The sequence below is a fragment of the Streptomyces sp. NPDC103540 genome, assembly GCF_055584445.1.
This window is the reverse complement of sequence record NZ_JBVJMA010000003.1, coordinates 297909-312798: the sequence shown is the minus strand read 5'-3', so window position 1 is coordinate 312798 and position 14890 is coordinate 297909. Positions and strand designations below refer to the sequence as shown.

Genomic DNA, 14890 nt, shown 5'->3' with positions numbered 1-14890 from the left:
CGCGTACGTGCGATTCGGCGAGGGCGTGGTGCCTAGAAGGCGGCCTCGTCGAGGTCCATGAGGGAGTTGTCGACGGACTCGGCCAGCGCGCGCTGGACGGAGACGCCGGGCAGGACCTGGGCGGCGAAGAACTTCGCGGCCGCGATCTTGCCGGTGTAGAAGGCGACGTCCTTCGCGGAGGCGCCGGCGAGCTTCTCGGCGGCCACGGCCGCGCCCTTGAGCAGCAGGTATCCGACGACGACGTCACCGGAGGCCATGAGCAGGCGGGTGGTGTTCTGGCCGACCTTGTAGATGTTCTTGACGTCCTCGCCGGTGGCGGTGAGGTCGACGATCATCTGGCCGACGATGGCCTCCAGGTCCACGGCGGCCTTGGCGAGGGCGTCGCGGGAGGGGGCGAGGTCCTCGCCGCCGGGGCCTTCGGCGAGGAACTTCTTGATCGTCTCGGAGAGGATGTTCAGGGACGCGCCCTGGTCGCGGACGATCTTCCGGAAGAAGAAGTCCTGGCCCTGGATGGCCGTGGTGCCCTCGTAGAGGGTGTCGATCTTGGCGTCCCGGATGTACTGCTCGATCGGGTATTCCTGGAGGTAACCGGAACCGCCGAAGGTCTGCAGGGACTGGGCGAGCTGCTCATAGGACTTCTCGGAGCCGTAGCCCTTGACGATCGGCAGGAGCAGGTCGTTGAGGCCGATCTCGGCGGAGGCGTCCTCGCCGGCGGCCTGCTTCAGCTGGATCGCGTCCTGGACGGAGGCGGTGTACAGCACGAGGGCGCGCATGCCCTCGGCGTAGGCCTTCTGCGTCATGAGGGAGCGGCGCACGTCGGGGTGGTGCGTGATGGTGACCTTGGGCGCGGTCTTGTCCATGAAGTTCGCCAGGTCCGGGCCCTGCACGCGCTCCTTGGCGTACTCCAGCGCGTTGAGGTAGCCGGTGGAGAGGGTGGCGATGGCCTTCGTGCCGACCATCATCCGGGCGAACTCGATGATCATGAACATCTGGCGGATGCCGTCGTGCTTGTCGCCGATCAGCCAGCCCTTGGCGGGGTGGCGGTCGCCGAAGGTCATCTCGCACGTGTTGGAGGCCTTGAGGCCCATCTTGTGCTCGACGTTCGTCGCGTAGACGCCGTTGCGCTCGCCCAGCTCGCCGGTCTCCCAGTCGAAGTGGAACTTCGGGACGAGGAAGAGGGACAGGCCCTTGGTGCCGGGGCCGTGGCCCTCGGGGCGGGCGAGGACGTAGTGGAGGATGTTCTCCTCCATGTCGTGCTCACCGGACGTGATGAAGCGCTTGACGCCCTCGATGTGCCAGGAGCCGTCGGCCTGCTGGACGGCCTTGGTGCGGCCGGCGCCGACGTCCGAGCCCGCGTCGGGCTCGGTCAGGACCATGGTGGAGCCCCAGCGCTTCTCGACGGCGATCTGCGCGACCTTCTTCTGCGCCTCGTTGCCCTCTTCGAAGAGGATGCCGGCGAACGCCGGGCCGGAGGAGTACATCCAGATGGCCGGGTTCGAGCCGAGCAGCAGCTCCGCGTACGCCCAGATGAGCGAACGGGGCGAGGTGGTGCCGCCGATCTCCTCGGGCAGGCCCAGGCGCCAGTACTCCGAGTCCATGAAGGCTTCGTAGCTCTTCTTGAAGGAGGCCGGCACCGGGGCGGTGTTGGTGGCCGGGTCGAAGACCGGCGGGTTGCGGTCGGCGTCGGTGAAGGATTCGGCGAGCTCGTTCTCGGCGAGGCGGGTCAGCTCGGAGAGGACGCTCTTGGCGGTCTCGGTGTCCATCTCCTCGAAGGGACCGGTGCCGTACAGCTTGTCGCGGCCGAGCACCTCGAAGAGGTTGAACTCGATGTCGCGGAGATTCGACTTGTAGTGCCCCATGGCGACGGCTCCGTTAAGGCTCGGGGAGACAGGTTCCTCGTACATACCAATCGGTAACGTCATGATGCTACCCGTGGGTAATAAGAATCAACCCTTCGCTGACGACTGTGACCAGGGTCAAGCCAGGAACGCTCGACGGTCACTGGACCGGGGCGGCGCGGACGGCGCCTCCAGCTCGCACCACACCGTCTTGCCGCCGCCCGGCGCTGGACTCACCCCCCACCGCAGCGACACCGCCTCCAGCAGGGCGAGCCCCCGCCCGGACTCGTCCGTGTCGGCCGCCCGGCGCGGTACGGGCCACGCCCGCGGATCGGGATCGGTGAGCTCGACCCGGGTACGGGTTGCCCTTCCGTCGCCGGTGATCCGCAGGGTGACGGGGGTGCCCTCGCCGAGGTGGGTGATCACGTTGGTCAGCAGCTCGCTGACGCACAGCTCCGCCTCGGGGCAGGCGCCCGGCCCGAGGTGCTCGCGCACGGCGTGCCGCAGGACGGCGGCGGCCCGGGGCAGGGCGAGCAGCCGGATGGTGAGTTCGTTCACCGGCCGCCGCCGCCGACGGTCAGGGCCTCGGCGAGGAGCCGCGCGGTGGTCACGTTGCAGTTGCCGAGGGCGATGAGGGGCGGGGTGGAGTAGCTGCCCGCGTAGGACGGAAGGTGCAGGTCGAGGGAGGGGAGGGTGATGCCGCGCGCGGCGAGCGCGGCGCGCAGCGCGTCGAGGGCCGCGAACGCCTCGCGGTCGTGGGGGTGGTCGCTCATGAGGAACCCTTTCGTGGCGGACTGTGACGAAGCCCTCACAGGCTGGCGCCCGGTTGCCTACCGTGGGAAGGGATTTCGGTTGCGCTGGGCAAGTGGCAAATGGGGTGGCGGTCGTGCCTGCTCGCAAGGATCCCGACGCGTCGGCGAACGTGCCGTCCTTCTACGGTGCGGAGCTGCGCTACAAGCGGGAAGTCGCAGGTCTCACGCTCGAACAGCTGGCGGAGGGGAGCTTTCGCGGGGTCCCGTTCCTGAGCCAGATCGAGCGCGGCGAGCGGCGCATGCCGCTCGACCTCGCCCGGCACGTGGACGCGAAGCTCGGGACGGACGGCTTTTTCGAGCGCCGCTGTGAAGACGCGCGCCGCGCGAGGCAGTCGGGGCACGCGGAGTACTTCGCGGACGTCGCGGAGATGGAACCGTTCGCCGAGACCATCGAGGAATGGGCCCCGATGCTCGTGCCGGGGCTGCTCCAGACCCCCGAGTACGCGTGGGCGATCAGTCGTGCGGCCATGCCCCGGGCGACCGACGGGACGATCGAGAAGCAGGTGGCCGCCCGGATGGGGCGGGCGAAGCTGTTCGACGCGGCGTGCCCGCCCGACTTCTGGGCCGTGCTGGACGAGTCGGTCATCCGTCGCCCGGCCCTGCCCGCGCCGCAGATGGCGGAGTTGTTGGAGCACATCGCGGCCGTGGTCCGCCGGACCAGGTCCGTTTTGCAGGTCGTCCCGGAAACGACGGGCGCGCACGCCCTCATGATGGGCATGGCGAAGTTCATGACCTTCTCGGACGCGCCGCCCGTCGTCTACGTGGAGAGCCTGCACAGCGGCCAACTCATCGACTTTCCGGCCCTCGTGAAGGAGTACCGCAGGTCTTACGATCTGTTGAGGGCCGCCGCCTTGCCGCCGGAGGCGTCCCTGGCCCTCCTCGACGCAGCGGCAGAGGACTACCGAAATGGCAAGCAACGGAATTGACCTGAGCACCGCGGCCTGGCGCAAGAGCAGCCACAGCAACGGCACCGGCGGGGAGTGCGTCGAGGTCGCCGAAGGCTTTCAAGGGGCTGCCCGGTGGCGCAAGAGCAGCTACAGCAACGGAACGGGCGGCGATTGCGTCGAGGTGGCCGACGGAGTCGCGGGGCTGGTCCCCGTGCGGGACTCCAAGGTGACGGGCGGGCCCGTGCTCGTGGTCTCGGCGGCGGCCTGGGTGCCGTTCGTCGAGGGCGTCAAGGCCTCCTGACCGGAACTCGGCCTCCCCGCACCCCGGGGCATCGGTAGGCTTCGGCCCATGTACGGCTACGACCAGAACCCGGGTGCCCAGCAGGGCTACGCGCAGCAGCCCCCGCAGGGCTACGCGCAACAGGCGCCGCCGCTGTACCCGGAGCCGTCCCCGCCCTCCCTCGCGGACGCCGTCCGGGCCTTCACCACCGGGTCGCTGTCCGCCGAGGACTTCCAGCAGATCTTCGCGACCTCGAAGGTCTACTGCCCGCGCGGCGACACCCCCGGGTTCCTGGCCCTGCACAACACGCAGCAGCCGGTCATCCCGATGTTCACCACGCTCAAGGAGCTCCGCCGGTACGCCGGCAAGGAGTCCAAGTACTTCGTGATCACCGGCGCCGAGGTGATCGACCTCCTGCCCACCGGATACGGCTTCGTCCTCGACATGGAGGGCGACCACCGGATGGTCTTCGACGCGAAGGCCGTCGAGCAGATGGTCGACTTCGCGATGCGTCGCATGTACGGCTAGCGAGGCGGGCGGGGGGCGGGCGTTTGCTGAGGGTGCACTTCACGGCGGAGGACCTGTTCGACGTCACCTTCGCCCCCGAACCGCTGCCGCTCGTCGAGCTGGCCATGACGCTCGTCGCCGCCCAGCGCACCGACGAACGGGCCGTCTTCGGACGCTGGCGCACCCGTGTCGGCCGTGAACTGCCCGGCGCCGTCCGCCCGCTGCTGGACCTCCTGAGGCCCGACGGCCAGAACCCCCAGTTCGTCGAACCGTACGCGCGCGACCTGGAAGAGGGCCTCGCCGCCGTACGGCGGGCCGGCGCCCGCCTCACCCCCGACCAGTGGCACGCCACCGCCGGACGGGCCCCCGGCGGCCCCGGATGGGTACGGGCCCTGCGCGACGGCGACCGCGAGGCCTGGGACCACCTCGACGCGGCGCTGCGCACCGCCCACGCGGTGCTCGTCGCCCCGCACTGGCCCCGGATACGGCAGGCCTTCCGGGCCGACGTCGCCTGGCGCACCCGACTCCTGGCCGCCCACGGCATCAAGGCCTGCCTGGCCGGCACCCACCCGTCGGCCCGCTGGACGGGCACGGTGCTGGAGTTCGACGGCCCGCCCGCCTACGACGTCCGCCTGGGGGGCCGCGGCCTGCGGCTGATGCCCTCGCCCTTCTGGACCGGCCGACCGCTGCTCGCCGAGGGCCCCGACGGGCCGGACGGCGCGCCCCTGCTGCTGTACCCGGCGCTGACGCCGCTGCCACTGGTCGAGCCGGGTACGGCGGGCGCCGCGCTGGACGCGCTGCTGGGGCGCACGCGCGCGGCGCTGCTCCAGGCGCTGGTGGGCGGGCGTACGACGAGCGAACTCGCGCGGGACCTGGACATCAGCCTGCCGTCCGTCTCCGAGCACACCCGCACCCTGCGCGCGGCCGGGCTGATCACCACGCGGCGCGACGGCAAGGCGGTCCTCCACGCGGCGACGGGCCTGGGGGTCGACCTGCTGCGCAGCGGCGGCTGAGGCGGGCGGGGGGCCGGCCGGCGTGGGAGCGGCGGCCGAAGCTTTCGGGCACGGCCGAAAGGATCGCGGCCCGGGCGGCGCGCGGCGCAGTATCGCCGGGGCGGGGGATCCACGGGGGAATCCTCCGCCCACCTACCGAGGAGGCAGTGATGGCCCGTACGTCGTCCACGTCATCGATCCGTACGAGGGTCGCCGCCCTGGCGGCCGGCGCGACGCTGGTGCTGGGCACGGGGATCCTGGCGGCGGCTCCCGCGCAGGCCGCCGATTCGTTCGGCTGCCCGTCGGGGGCGGTCTGCTTCTACCCGGGCACGAACTGGTACCAGGCGCCGTCGAAGACGTTCTGGAGCCGGGGCGTCCACCGGATCTACGGCTGGGAGGGGCAGCACATCGTCTACAACAACCAGACGGCCGGCTGGACGGTGGCGCTGTGCCGCAACTCCAACGGCACCGACTGCCTGCCGAAGATGCGTCCGGGGGACGGTTGGCCGGAGAACCTCTCGCCGATCAACTCGATCGTCATCGCCGACCGGTAGCCCCGGTGCGGCGCCGTCGCCACCGGGCGATGCCCGCCGCCCCGAGGGCCAGGACGGCCAGGCCGTACGCGTAGAGGAGCACCGGGTCGGGGTGGTGGGCCAGGGAGAGGCGGACGCCGGCGAAGCCGGGGAGGGCGACGAGCCCCCAGCGGCCGTCGTGGTCGATCCCGTGGGTCGCCCACTGGAGCAGCAGGGCGGCGAGGAAGGTCAGGACCGCCCAGGCCGTCAGCCAGGGCCAGGGCGAGCCGGGCAGGGGTTCCATCGGCAGGCCGGTGGAGGCCCAGCGGTCGGCCGCGTACCCGGCGGCCGTCATCCCGGCGGCGGCCAGGCCGGCCCGGCCGACGGCGACCACCGCGGCGGGCGCCCGCCGCGGACGGTCGTCGGGGGTCTCGGTGGCTTCGGGGGTGTGGGTCTCCTCCATGCCGGGGAAGACCGCGCCGGACCCCATCTGGTTGACGCGTACGTCTCAACACAACGGAACATGGCCGAAAACGCCTGGTCACAGGCGCGTCGCGGCCCACGCACCCGCTCGGGAATCGCCCGGGCGGGTGCGCTGTTGTGTGGGTGTGGCAGAAAGTTCGAGTTTCAACTAAACTCGAACCGAGAAGGAGGTCCTGACCATGCCCGCAGTGACTGTTGAGAACCCGTTGGCCCTTCCGCGCGTGGCCGCGCCGGCCGAGGCCGTGTCCCGCCCCGTGCTGGCCGTCACGACCGCGCCGACCGGCTTCGAGGGCGAGGGTTTCCCCGTGCGCCGGGCGTTCGCGGGGATCAACTACCAGCACCTGGACCCGTTCATCATGATGGACCAGATGGGTGAGGTGGAGTACGCGCCGGGTGAGCCGAAGGGCACCCCCTGGCACCCGCACCGCGGCTTCGAGACCGTCACGTACATCATCGACGGGATCTTCGACCACCAGGACTCCAACGGTGGCGGCGGCACCATCACCAACGGCGACACCCAGTGGATGACCGCGGGCTCCGGCCTCCTGCACATCGAGGCGCCGCCCGAGCACCTCGTCGTCTCGGGCGGTCTCTTCCACGGCCTCCAGCTGTGGGTGAACCTGCCGGCCAAGGACAAGATGATGGCGCCGCGCTACCAGGACATCCGCGGCGGCTCCGTCCAGTTGCTCACCTCCCCCGACGGCGGCGCGCTCCTGCGCGTCATCGCCGGTGAGCTCGACGGACACCAGGGCCCCGGCGTCACGCACACGCCGATCACCATGGTCCACGCGACGCTGGCGCCCGGCGCGGAGATCACGCTGCCCTGGCGCGAGGACTTCAACGGCCTGGCCTACGTGCTGGCGGGCAAGGGCTCGGTCGGCGCGGAGCGCCGTCCGATCCACCTCGGCCAGACCGCCGTCTTCGGCGCCGGCGGCTCGCTGACCGTCCGGGCGGACGAGCGGCAGGACTCCCACACCCCGGACCTGGAGGTCGTCCTCCTCGGCGGGCAGCCGATCCGCGAGCCGATGGCCCACTACGGCCCGTTCGTCATGAACACCCGCGAGGAACTCCAGCAGGCGTTCGAGGACTTCCAGAAGGGCCGGCTCGGCACGGTCCCGGCCGTGCACGGGATGACCGAGGGCGGGCTGTAAGTCCGTCAGGGGCCCGTCAGGGCACCGCAGGAGGCCGTCGATCGGGGGATCGACGGCCCGGCGCGGGGTGGTCAGGAGTGGTGGGGGGCCGGGGCCGGCGGTGTTGTGGGGGGCGGGGGCGCGTAGCGGCCCCGGAGTTCCGACACCACCCCGAACCCGGCCGCCGCCAGCGGCACCGCGAGCAGCATCCCCAGGATCCCGGCGACGCTCGCCCCGGCCGTGATCGCCAGCATCACCACCGCCGGGTGCATCTGCACGGTGCGGCTCTGCACCATCGGCTGGAGGACGTACCCCTCGATCATCTGCACCGCCACCACCAGGCCCAGCGCCCACAGGCCGATGATCCACCCCCGGTCGGCGAGGGCGACGAGCACCGCCACCGCGCCGGAGAGGAAGGCGCCGAGGTAGGGGATGTAGGCGGTCACGAACACCAGGGCCGCCAGGCCCAGCGCACCCGGTACGCGCAGCACGAGCAGCCCCGCCCCGATCAGTACGGCGTCGACGAGGGCCACGAAGGTGGTGCCGCGCATGAAGCCCTCGACGGCCTCGAAGCCCCGCCGGCCCATCGCCTCCATCAGGTCCCCCGACCGGCTCGGGACGATCGCCCGCAGCGTGCCCACGGCCCGGTCGGAGTCCCGTAGGAAGAAGAAGATCAGTACGAGGGCCAGCAGCGCGGTCGCGATCATGCTGCCGACCACGCTGATCCCGGCGACCACGCCGGAGGCGGCCGTACCGCCGAACTTCGCCAGCAGCTCCTTGGAGTTGGCGGCCAGGTCCTCCAGGGAGGTGCCCGCCGCCCCGAAGTGCTCCGCGAGGCTCGCGCCGGCCCGCGTCAGCGAGGCGATGATCTGGTCCCCGGTCTCGATCAGCGCGAGGGTGACCACGTAGACGGCCCCGCCGACGACGGCGATCACCGCGAGGCAGGTGATCGCGGCGGCGAGCGACCGGCCGACCCCCATGCGCACCAGCCGCCGGTGCAACGGACCGAGCAGCGCGGTGCCGAGGACGGCCACCAGGACGGGCGTCACGACGCTCTTGAAGACCACGCACAGCCAGACGCCGACGGCGAGGACGCCGCCGGCCAGCAGCAGCACCGCGCACCAGGCCGCCGCGCGCCGTACCGGCTCGGGCAGCAGAGGGGTCGTCATGGCCGCGTCCACCTACCTTTCGGGCTTGCCGGATGCGGAACGCGGTATGCCGGATGCATCCGCGTTCCGCGGGGCCGCTACGTCGTGACGTCGTCCGTCCCGTCGTCCGTCTCGATGTCCGTCTCGATCGGTTTGGAGCGCTCGTGCAGCTCGAACCAGATCGACTTCCCCTCGCCGCGCGGGTCGACGCCCCAGGTGTCGGCGAGCATCTCCATGAGCAGCACCCCGCGCCCGCTCGACGCCATCTCGCCCGGGTGGCGCTTGTGCGGGAGCTCGTCGCTGCCGTCGGCGACCTCCACCCGCAGCCGGCGCGCGCCCAGCTCGCCCACGGCCTCCGCCATCAGCAGGGCGTCGCCGTCGGTGTGCACGAGGACGTTGGTGACCATCTCGGAGACCATCAGCACCGCCGCGTCCACCTGCTCCGGGTCGGCCCAGTCGTGCAGCAGCTCCCCGACCTGCCGGCGGGCGCCCGCGATCCGCTCCGGTTCGGCCTGCGCCACCGTCAGCATGGTGCGCCGGGCGGGCCGGGTCGCGTGCGGGGTCCGGTCGCCGCGGCCGCGGTCCGGGGCCTCGCGGCGCAGCAGCACCACGGCTATGTCGTCCTCGCGGCGGTCCGCGAGGGGGCCGGTGGTGTGGTGCGAGGAGGGGCCGTGGACGGCCTGGACCAGCAGGTCCGCGAGGCGTTCGAGGCGCGCCGCGTCCCGGGCGGCGGCGCCCGGCCCGTGGTCGTGGCCCTCGGGGGCGGTGGTGTCGCCGGGCCCGCCGGCGGGGTCGGGGACCTCCGTCTCCAGGATCGCGCGCAGCCGCGCCCAGCCCGTGTCGAGGTCGTGGCCGCCCGTCTCGATGAGCCCGTCGGTGCACAGCATCATCGTCTCGCCGGGCTCCAGCGTGAACCGGGTCGTCGGGTAGTCGGTGTCGGGGACGATGCCGAGCGGCAGTCCGCCGGCCGTCGGCCGCATCAGGACGGTGCCGTCGGCCATCCGCACCGCCGGATCGGGGTGCCCGGCGCGCGCCACCTCCAGCAGGCCGGTCCGCGGGTCGCACTCCACGTAGAGGCAGGTCGCGAAGCGCGGGCTGTGGAAGTCCGGGTCGTCCTCCCCGTCCGGCGCCCCCGCGCCGCCGCCCGCCCCCGTGCCGGGGCGCGGGCCGGTGCCGTCCTGGGAGGCGCCCAGCCCGGCCAGGAAGCGGGAGGCCCGCGACAGGACGGCGTCGGGCCGGTGGCCCTCGGAGGCGTACGCGCGGACGGCGATCCGCAGCTGCCCCATGAGGCCGGCGGCCCGGACGTCGTGCCCCTGGACGTCGCCGATCACCAGCGCGAAGCGGCCCGACGGCAGCGGGATCATGTCGTACCAGTCGCCGCCGACCTGGAGCCCGCCGCCGGTGGGGACGTAGCGGGCGGCGATCGTCATCCCGGGGATCTCGGGCCCGAGCTGCGGCATCATCGACCGCTGGAGGCCCGTGGTGAGTTCCCGTTCGGATTCGGCCACCCCCGCCCGCTGGAGGGCCTGCGCCAGCATCCGGGCGACGGTGGTCAGGACGGACCGCTCGTCGGGGGAGAAGGTCACGGGATGCCTGAACGCGGCCATCCAGGCGCCCATGGTGCGCCCGGCGACGATCAGCGGCAGGAAGGCCCAGGAGCTGCGGCCGAAGCGCTGGGCGAGCGGCCAGGTGGCCGGGAAGCGCCGCTTGTAGTCCTCGGGCGTGGGCAGGTAGATCGCCCGTCCGGTCCGGACGACCTCCGCCGCCGGGTAGTCGGTGTCCACGCCCATGCTGGCGAAGGGGCCCTCGTCCCCGGGGCCGTGCCCGTGGTGGCCGATGACCGACAGGCGTTCGCCCGCCATGCCGAAGACGGCGAGCCCGTCCGGGTTGAAGCCCGGCATGGACAGCGAGGCCGCCACCCGCAGCACCTCCGCCGTGGAGCGGGCCTCGGCCAGGGCCCGGCCCGCGTCCAGCAGGAAGGCCTCGCGGGAGCGCCGCCAGTCGCCGGTGATGGGGGTGTGCGCGGCGGTGGTGCCCGGCTGGGGTTCGGCGATCTCCTGGATGGTGCCGATCAGCTCGTAGTCGACCCGGCCGTCCGGGGTGCGGTTCTCCACCGGCTTCGAGCGGCTGCGCACCGTGCGCAGGACCCGCCCGTCCACGTCCATGATCCGCAGGCGGGCCTCGGCGAGGGTGCCCTCGGCGACCGCGAGGGTGACGATGCCGTTGATCTCGTTCCAGTCCACCGGGTGGAAGCGCGAGCGGACCGCGACCTCGGGCAGGGTCACGGGCTCGGGGGGCAGCCCGAGCAACCGGGCGGCCTCACCGTCGAGGGTGACCTTCCCGGAGGCGTTGTCCCATCGCCACAGACCCGTCGCGATGGCGGCCAGGACGTCCTCGGTGCGCACGTGGTCATCTTTACAGGTCAACCGTCGGAGCTGCCTGTTCACCGGCCCGTGCGGGCGCGCCCGCACGGTGCCGCGCCCGGACGGTAACCTTGGGACGGTTGAATCCACCCTGGTATCGCGTAGAACTGGATGACTGATGCATCGGTACAGGTCCCACACGTGCGGCGAGCTCCGTGCCTCCGACGTCGCCTCCGACGTCCGGCTGAGCGGCTGGCTGCACAATCGTCGAGACCTGGGCGGCATCCTCTTCATCGATCTGCGTGACCACTACGGCATCACGCAGCTCGTCGCCCGCCCCGGCACCGCCGCCGCCGCCGTCCTGGACAAGCTGTCCAAGGAGACGGTCGTACGGGTCGACGGCAAGGTCGTCTCCCGCGGCGCCGAGAACGTCAACCCCGACCTGCCCACCGGCGAGATCGAGATCGAGGCCGTCGAGGTCGAGGTGCTCGGCGCGGCCGCCCCGCTGCCCTTCACGATCAACACCGACGACGGTGTGAACGAGGAGCGGCGCCTGGAGTACCGCTTCCTCGACCTGCGCCGCGAGCGCATGCACCGCAACATCATGCTGCGCTCGGCGGTCATCGCGTCGATCCGCTCGAAGATGGTGGCCCTCGGCTTCAACGAGATGGCGACCCCGATCCTCACCGCGACCTCCCCCGAGGGCGCCCGTGACTTCGTCGTCCCCTCCCGCCTGAACCCGGGCAAGTTCTACGCCCTGCCGCAGGCGCCGCAGCAGTTCAAGCAGCTGCTGATGATCTCCGGCTTCGACCGCTACTTCCAGATCGCGCCCTGCTTCCGCGACGAGGACGCCCGCGCCGACCGTTCGCCGGGCGAGTTCTACCAGCTCGACGTCGAGATGTCCTTCGTCGAGCAGGAGGACGTCTTCCAGCCGATCGAGCGCCTGATGACCGAGCTCTTCACCGAGTTCGGCAACGGCCGCGAGGTCACCTCCCCCTTCCCGCGGATCCCGTTCCGCGAGTCGATGCTGAAGTACGGCAACGACAAGCCCGACCTGCGCGCCAAGCTGGAGCTCGTCGACATCACCGACGTGTTCGAGGGCTCGGAGTTCAAGGCGTTCGCCGGCAAGCACGTGCGGGCCCTGGCCGTCCCGGACACCGCCGCCCAGCCGCGCAAGTTCTTCGACGGCCTCGGCGAGTACGCGATCTCGCTCGGCGCGAAGGGCCTGGCCTGGGTCCGCGTCGGCGAGGACGGCGCCCTGACCGGCCCGATCGCCAAGTTCCTCACCGAGGAGAACGTCAAGGTCCTCACCGAGCGTCTGGGCCTGGCGGCCGGGCACGCGGTGTTCTTCGGCGCCGGTGAGTTCGACGAGGTCTCCAAGATCATGGGCCCGGTCCGGGTCGAGGCCGCCAAGCGCGCCGGCCAGTTCGAGGAGAACGTCTTCCGCTTCTGCTGGATCGTCGACTTCCCGATGTACGAGAAGGACGAGGAGACCGGCCGGATCGACTTCTCCCACAACCCCTTCTCGATGCCGCAGGGCGGCATGAAGGACCTGGAGGAGAAGGACCCGCTCGACATCCTGGCCTGGCAGTACGACATCGTCTGCAACGGCATCGAGCTGTCCTCCGGCGCCATCCGCAACCACGAGCCCGAGGTCATGCTGAAGGCCTTCGAGATCGCCGGTTACGAGGCCGAGACCGTCGAGCGCGAGTTCGCGGGCATGCTCCGCGCCTTCCGCCTCGGCGCCCCGCCGCACGGTGGCATCGCCCCGGGCGTCGACCGCATCGTGATGCTGCTGGCCGACGAGCCGAACATCCGCGAGACCATCGCCTTCCCGCTCAACGGCAACGCCCAGGACCTCATGATGGGCGCCCCGACGGTGCTGGAGGAGACCCGCCTGCGCGAGCTGAACATCGCGCTGCGCAAGCCGGTCGAGACGAAGGCCGCCGCCTCCGAGCGTCCGGTGTCGGACGCGGTCACGCCGGACGCGGGTTCGCCGCGCGGCTGACCCGTCGGTCGGGCAGTTCCTGAACGCCGAAGGCGGCGTCCCCTCCGGGTGGAGGGGACGCCGCCTTCGGCGTTGGCGGGGTTGCCGCGTACGGGCTCAGAACCGCTGGAGGAGGCCCTTGGCGAGCGCGGCGGAGGTCAGCTCGGTGGGGGTGGGTCCGGCGTGGAAGAAGCCGGCGTTCGCGGCGTCGAGCTTGCGCAGGAAGTCGAAGGCCTTGGCGTCGTCGTCGCCGAACGCGACGAACTGCCAGAACACCTCCGGCGCCGAGGTCTCGGCGTCCGCGAGGGCCTGGCGGGCGGGCTGACGGTTGTCGGGGGCGCCGTCCGTCTGGAAGACGACCAGGGCCGGGCCCGTGCCGCCGTCCTCGCGGTAGCGCTCCAGGACCGCCTCGACGGCCACGTGGTAGCTGGTGCGGCCCATCCGGCCGAGTTCGCCGTGGCGGGCCTCGACCCAGGTCGCGTCGTGCGCGTCCAGGGTCAGTTCGGCGGCGCCGTCCACCTCCGTGGAGAAGAACACCGTGTGGACGGTGGCCTCCTCGTCCAGGTGCGCGGCCAGGCCGAGCGCGTGGTCGGCGAGGTGCTGGGCACTGCCGTCCTTGTAGAAGCCGCGCATCGAACCGGACCGGTCGAGGACCAGGTACACCTTCGCGCGGGCCCCGGCCCGGCCCTTGGTGCGGAGCACCTGGCCGGCGGCCTTGTACGCGGACGACACCCCGGGCGCCCGGCGCCGGACCGCCGCCGCGGCGAGGGCGGGCCCCTGCGGCGCGCCCGCGTCGGCGTCGACCTCGACCTCGGGGGCCTCGGGGGCCTCGGGGGCCGCCTCCGCCGTGGCGGCGGGTTCCACGACGACCTCGGGGGCCGTCACGGCCTCCGGCTCGGCGACGGCCTCGGGGGCGGCCTCGGGGGCGGTCTCGGCCTCCGGCTCGGGCTCGGCGGCGACCTCGGCGGCGGCTTCCGGCTGCGGCGCGGCTGCGGGCTCGGCCTCCGGCTCGGTGGCGGCTTCGGCGGCGGGCTCCGCCGGGGCGGCGGGCTCGGCGGCGGCTTCCGGCTGCGGCGCGGCTGCGGGCTCGGCCTCCGGCTCGGTGGCGGCTTCGGCGGCGGGCTCCGCCTTGGTGGGCTCCGCCGGGGCGGCGGCGGGCTCCGCAACGGCCCCGGCGGCAGCCTCGGGCTCGGATGCCACGACGGCCTCGGCAGTGGGCTCCGCGACGGGCTCGGCGGCGGCCTCGGGGGCAGTGGGCTCCGCGACGGGCTCGGCGGCGGCCTCGGGGGCAGTGGGCTCCGCGACGGGCTCGGCGGCGGCCTCGGGGGCTGCGGGCGCGGCTTCCGGCTCCACGACGGCCTCGGCGGCGGGCTCCGCGACGGGCTCCGCGACGGGCTCGGGCGCTGCCTCGGCGGTCGTCGCCTCGACCTCCACCGGGGCCTGCGCGGCGGGAGCGGCATCCGTAACGGGCTCGGCCTCGGCCGGCACCTCGGTATCGACGGCCGCCTCGGCGGGACCCGCTGCCGGGGGTTCGGTTTCGGCCACCGGAGCGGGTGCCGGCTCGGCGGGCCGGGCGGCCGCAGGCGTGGCCCGGCCGGAGGTCTCGGCCGCCGCCGGCGTCACGGGGCGACGGGCCTCGGGGACCGTGGGGTCCGAGGTGGTCGCGGGGGCGGTGAGCAACGTCCCCGGCTCGCGGTCGCGCGGAGCGGACTGCGGCGGAACGGTCGGGTTGTCGAAAGATGCCGCCACCAGCTCGGCCGCCGCGTCCAGGGGGGTGCGTTCCGCCTGGTTCGGTACGGCCGCAGTAGAGGCGTCGGACGTCTCGGGTACCGGTTCCGATGACCGGCCGAACACCTTGCGCAACAAGCTCCGAATACCCATGGGCCAGGCCTTTCGCATGAGTGCGTGCGTCATTTGTCCGTGCTGCGCGGTTGATCCCTGCCCAGAGTGG

The 14890-nt window shown here is 72.5% G+C and carries 14 protein-coding genes; 7 read left to right on the top strand and 7 right to left on the bottom strand.

From position 1 onward, the window contains the following. Positions 1–32 precede the first annotated feature (32 nt). The 3 genes from ACZ6ZI_RS09445 to ACZ6ZI_RS09435 all read right to left on the bottom strand — a co-directional run bounded on the left by ACZ6ZI_RS09445 (position 33) and on the right by ACZ6ZI_RS09435 (position 2611). A complete protein-coding gene (locus tag ACZ6ZI_RS09445; protein WP_469518660.1) occupies positions 33–1859 on the bottom strand; it encodes an acyl-CoA dehydrogenase in 1827 nt (608 codons plus the stop codon). 117 nt (positions 1860–1976) lie between these two features. Further along, positions 1977–2396, bottom strand: a complete 420-nt coding sequence (locus ACZ6ZI_RS09440) for an ATP-binding protein (RefSeq protein ID WP_469518208.1) — start codon at positions 2394–2396, stop codon at positions 1977–1979. Then, entirely contained in the window at positions 2393–2611 is a 219-nt protein-coding gene (locus tag ACZ6ZI_RS09435; RefSeq protein ID WP_469518206.1) for a hypothetical protein, read from the bottom strand. Before ACZ6ZI_RS09435 ends, ACZ6ZI_RS09440 begins: the two co-directional genes overlap by 4 nt. 113 nt (positions 2612–2724) lie before the next feature. On the opposite strand from ACZ6ZI_RS09435, the gene ACZ6ZI_RS09430 reads away from it, so the two are divergent. The 5 genes from ACZ6ZI_RS09430 to ACZ6ZI_RS09410 all read left to right on the top strand — a co-directional run bounded on the left by ACZ6ZI_RS09430 (position 2725) and on the right by ACZ6ZI_RS09410 (position 5870). Beyond that, positions 2725–3576 (top strand): helix-turn-helix domain-containing protein, encoded by an 852-nt coding sequence (locus ACZ6ZI_RS09430; RefSeq protein ID WP_469518657.1) that lies wholly within the window; start codon positions 2725–2727, stop codon positions 3574–3576. Continuing rightward, positions 3557–3838, top strand: coding sequence for a DUF397 domain-containing protein (locus ACZ6ZI_RS09425; RefSeq protein WP_469518204.1), 282 nt, complete (start codon positions 3557–3559; stop codon positions 3836–3838). The genes ACZ6ZI_RS09430 and ACZ6ZI_RS09425 overlap by 20 nt, the downstream gene beginning before the upstream one ends. A gap of 48 nt (positions 3839–3886) precedes the next feature. Next, on the top strand, positions 3887–4345 hold the full coding sequence (locus ACZ6ZI_RS09420; RefSeq protein WP_266840166.1) for an SseB family protein: 459 nt from the start codon (positions 3887–3889) through the stop codon (positions 4343–4345). Between the two features lie 32 nt (positions 4346–4377). Continuing rightward, the gene (locus tag ACZ6ZI_RS09415) at positions 4378–5337 is read left to right on the top strand and encodes an ArsR/SmtB family transcription factor (RefSeq protein WP_469518655.1); all 960 of its coding nucleotides are present in this window, start codon (positions 4378–4380) and stop codon (positions 5335–5337) included. A 149-nt stretch (positions 5338–5486) separates the two neighbouring features. Beyond that, the gene (locus ACZ6ZI_RS09410) at positions 5487–5870 is read left to right on the top strand and encodes a hypothetical protein (protein ID WP_363053641.1); all 384 of its coding nucleotides are present in this window, start codon (positions 5487–5489) and stop codon (positions 5868–5870) included. Here ACZ6ZI_RS09410 and ACZ6ZI_RS09405 read toward each other — a convergent pair. Next, a complete protein-coding gene (locus ACZ6ZI_RS09405) occupies positions 5854–6318 on the bottom strand; it encodes a hypothetical protein (protein ID WP_469518201.1) in 465 nt (154 codons plus the stop codon). The two genes, ACZ6ZI_RS09410 and ACZ6ZI_RS09405, sit on opposite strands and share 17 nt — an antisense overlap. A gap of 172 nt (positions 6319–6490) precedes the next feature. Here ACZ6ZI_RS09405 and ACZ6ZI_RS09400 point away from each other — a divergent pair, with 172 nt between their 5' ends. Continuing rightward, positions 6491–7462 (top strand): pirin family protein, encoded by a 972-nt coding sequence (locus ACZ6ZI_RS09400; RefSeq protein WP_469518199.1) that lies wholly within the window; start codon positions 6491–6493, stop codon positions 7460–7462. A 71-nt stretch (positions 7463–7533) separates the two neighbouring features. Here the strand turns inward: ACZ6ZI_RS09400 and ACZ6ZI_RS09395 are convergent, their stop codons facing one another. Both ACZ6ZI_RS09395 and ACZ6ZI_RS09390 read right to left on the bottom strand, forming a co-directional pair. Further along, the gene (locus tag ACZ6ZI_RS09395) at positions 7534–8610 is read right to left on the bottom strand and encodes an AI-2E family transporter (protein ID WP_469518198.1); all 1077 of its coding nucleotides are present in this window, start codon (positions 8608–8610) and stop codon (positions 7534–7536) included. 77 nt (positions 8611–8687) lie between these two features. After that, positions 8688–10994 (bottom strand): SpoIIE family protein phosphatase, encoded by a 2307-nt coding sequence (locus tag ACZ6ZI_RS09390; RefSeq protein WP_469518195.1) that lies wholly within the window; start codon positions 10992–10994, stop codon positions 8688–8690. 136 nt (positions 10995–11130) lie between these two features. On the opposite strand from ACZ6ZI_RS09390, the gene aspS reads away from it, so the two are divergent. Further along, on the top strand, positions 11131–12960 hold the full coding sequence (aspS, locus tag ACZ6ZI_RS09385; protein WP_363053647.1) for an aspartate--tRNA ligase: 1830 nt from the start codon (positions 11131–11133) through the stop codon (positions 12958–12960). Positions 12961–13056: 96 nt separating this feature from the next. Here the strand turns inward: aspS and ACZ6ZI_RS09380 are convergent, their stop codons facing one another. Then, positions 13057–14820, bottom strand: a complete 1764-nt coding sequence (locus ACZ6ZI_RS09380) for a VWA domain-containing protein (protein WP_469518193.1) — start codon at positions 14818–14820, stop codon at positions 13057–13059. Positions 14821–14890: the final 70 nt, after the last annotated feature.

What these genes read in the sequence shown, in the direction of transcription:
- ACZ6ZI_RS09445 (WP_469518660.1), bottom strand. Translation starts at nt 1,859, where the DNA reads ATGGGGCACTACAAGTCGAATCTCCGCGACATCGAGTTCAACCTCTTC.
- ACZ6ZI_RS09435 (WP_469518206.1), bottom strand. Translation starts at nt 2,611, where the DNA reads ATGAGCGACCACCCCCACGACCGCGAGGCGTTCGCGGCCCTCGACGCG.
- ACZ6ZI_RS09425 (WP_469518204.1), top strand. Translation starts at nt 3,557, where the DNA reads ATGGCAAGCAACGGAATTGACCTGAGCACCGCGGCCTGGCGCAAGAGC.
- ACZ6ZI_RS09420 (WP_266840166.1), top strand. Translation starts at nt 3,887, where the DNA reads ATGTACGGCTACGACCAGAACCCGGGTGCCCAGCAGGGCTACGCGCAG.
- ACZ6ZI_RS09410 (WP_363053641.1), top strand. Translation starts at nt 5,487, where the DNA reads ATGGCCCGTACGTCGTCCACGTCATCGATCCGTACGAGGGTCGCCGCC.
- ACZ6ZI_RS09405 (WP_469518201.1), bottom strand. Translation starts at nt 6,318, where the DNA reads ATGGGGTCCGGCGCGGTCTTCCCCGGCATGGAGGAGACCCACACCCCC.
- ACZ6ZI_RS09400 (WP_469518199.1), top strand. Translation starts at nt 6,491, where the DNA reads ATGCCCGCAGTGACTGTTGAGAACCCGTTGGCCCTTCCGCGCGTGGCC.
- ACZ6ZI_RS09395 (WP_469518198.1), bottom strand. Translation starts at nt 8,610, where the DNA reads ATGACGACCCCTCTGCTGCCCGAGCCGGTACGGCGCGCGGCGGCCTGG.
- aspS (WP_363053647.1), top strand. Translation starts at nt 11,131, where the DNA reads ATGCATCGGTACAGGTCCCACACGTGCGGCGAGCTCCGTGCCTCCGAC.
- ACZ6ZI_RS09380 (WP_469518193.1), bottom strand. Translation starts at nt 14,820, where the DNA reads ATGGGTATTCGGAGCTTGTTGCGCAAGGTGTTCGGCCGGTCATCGGAA.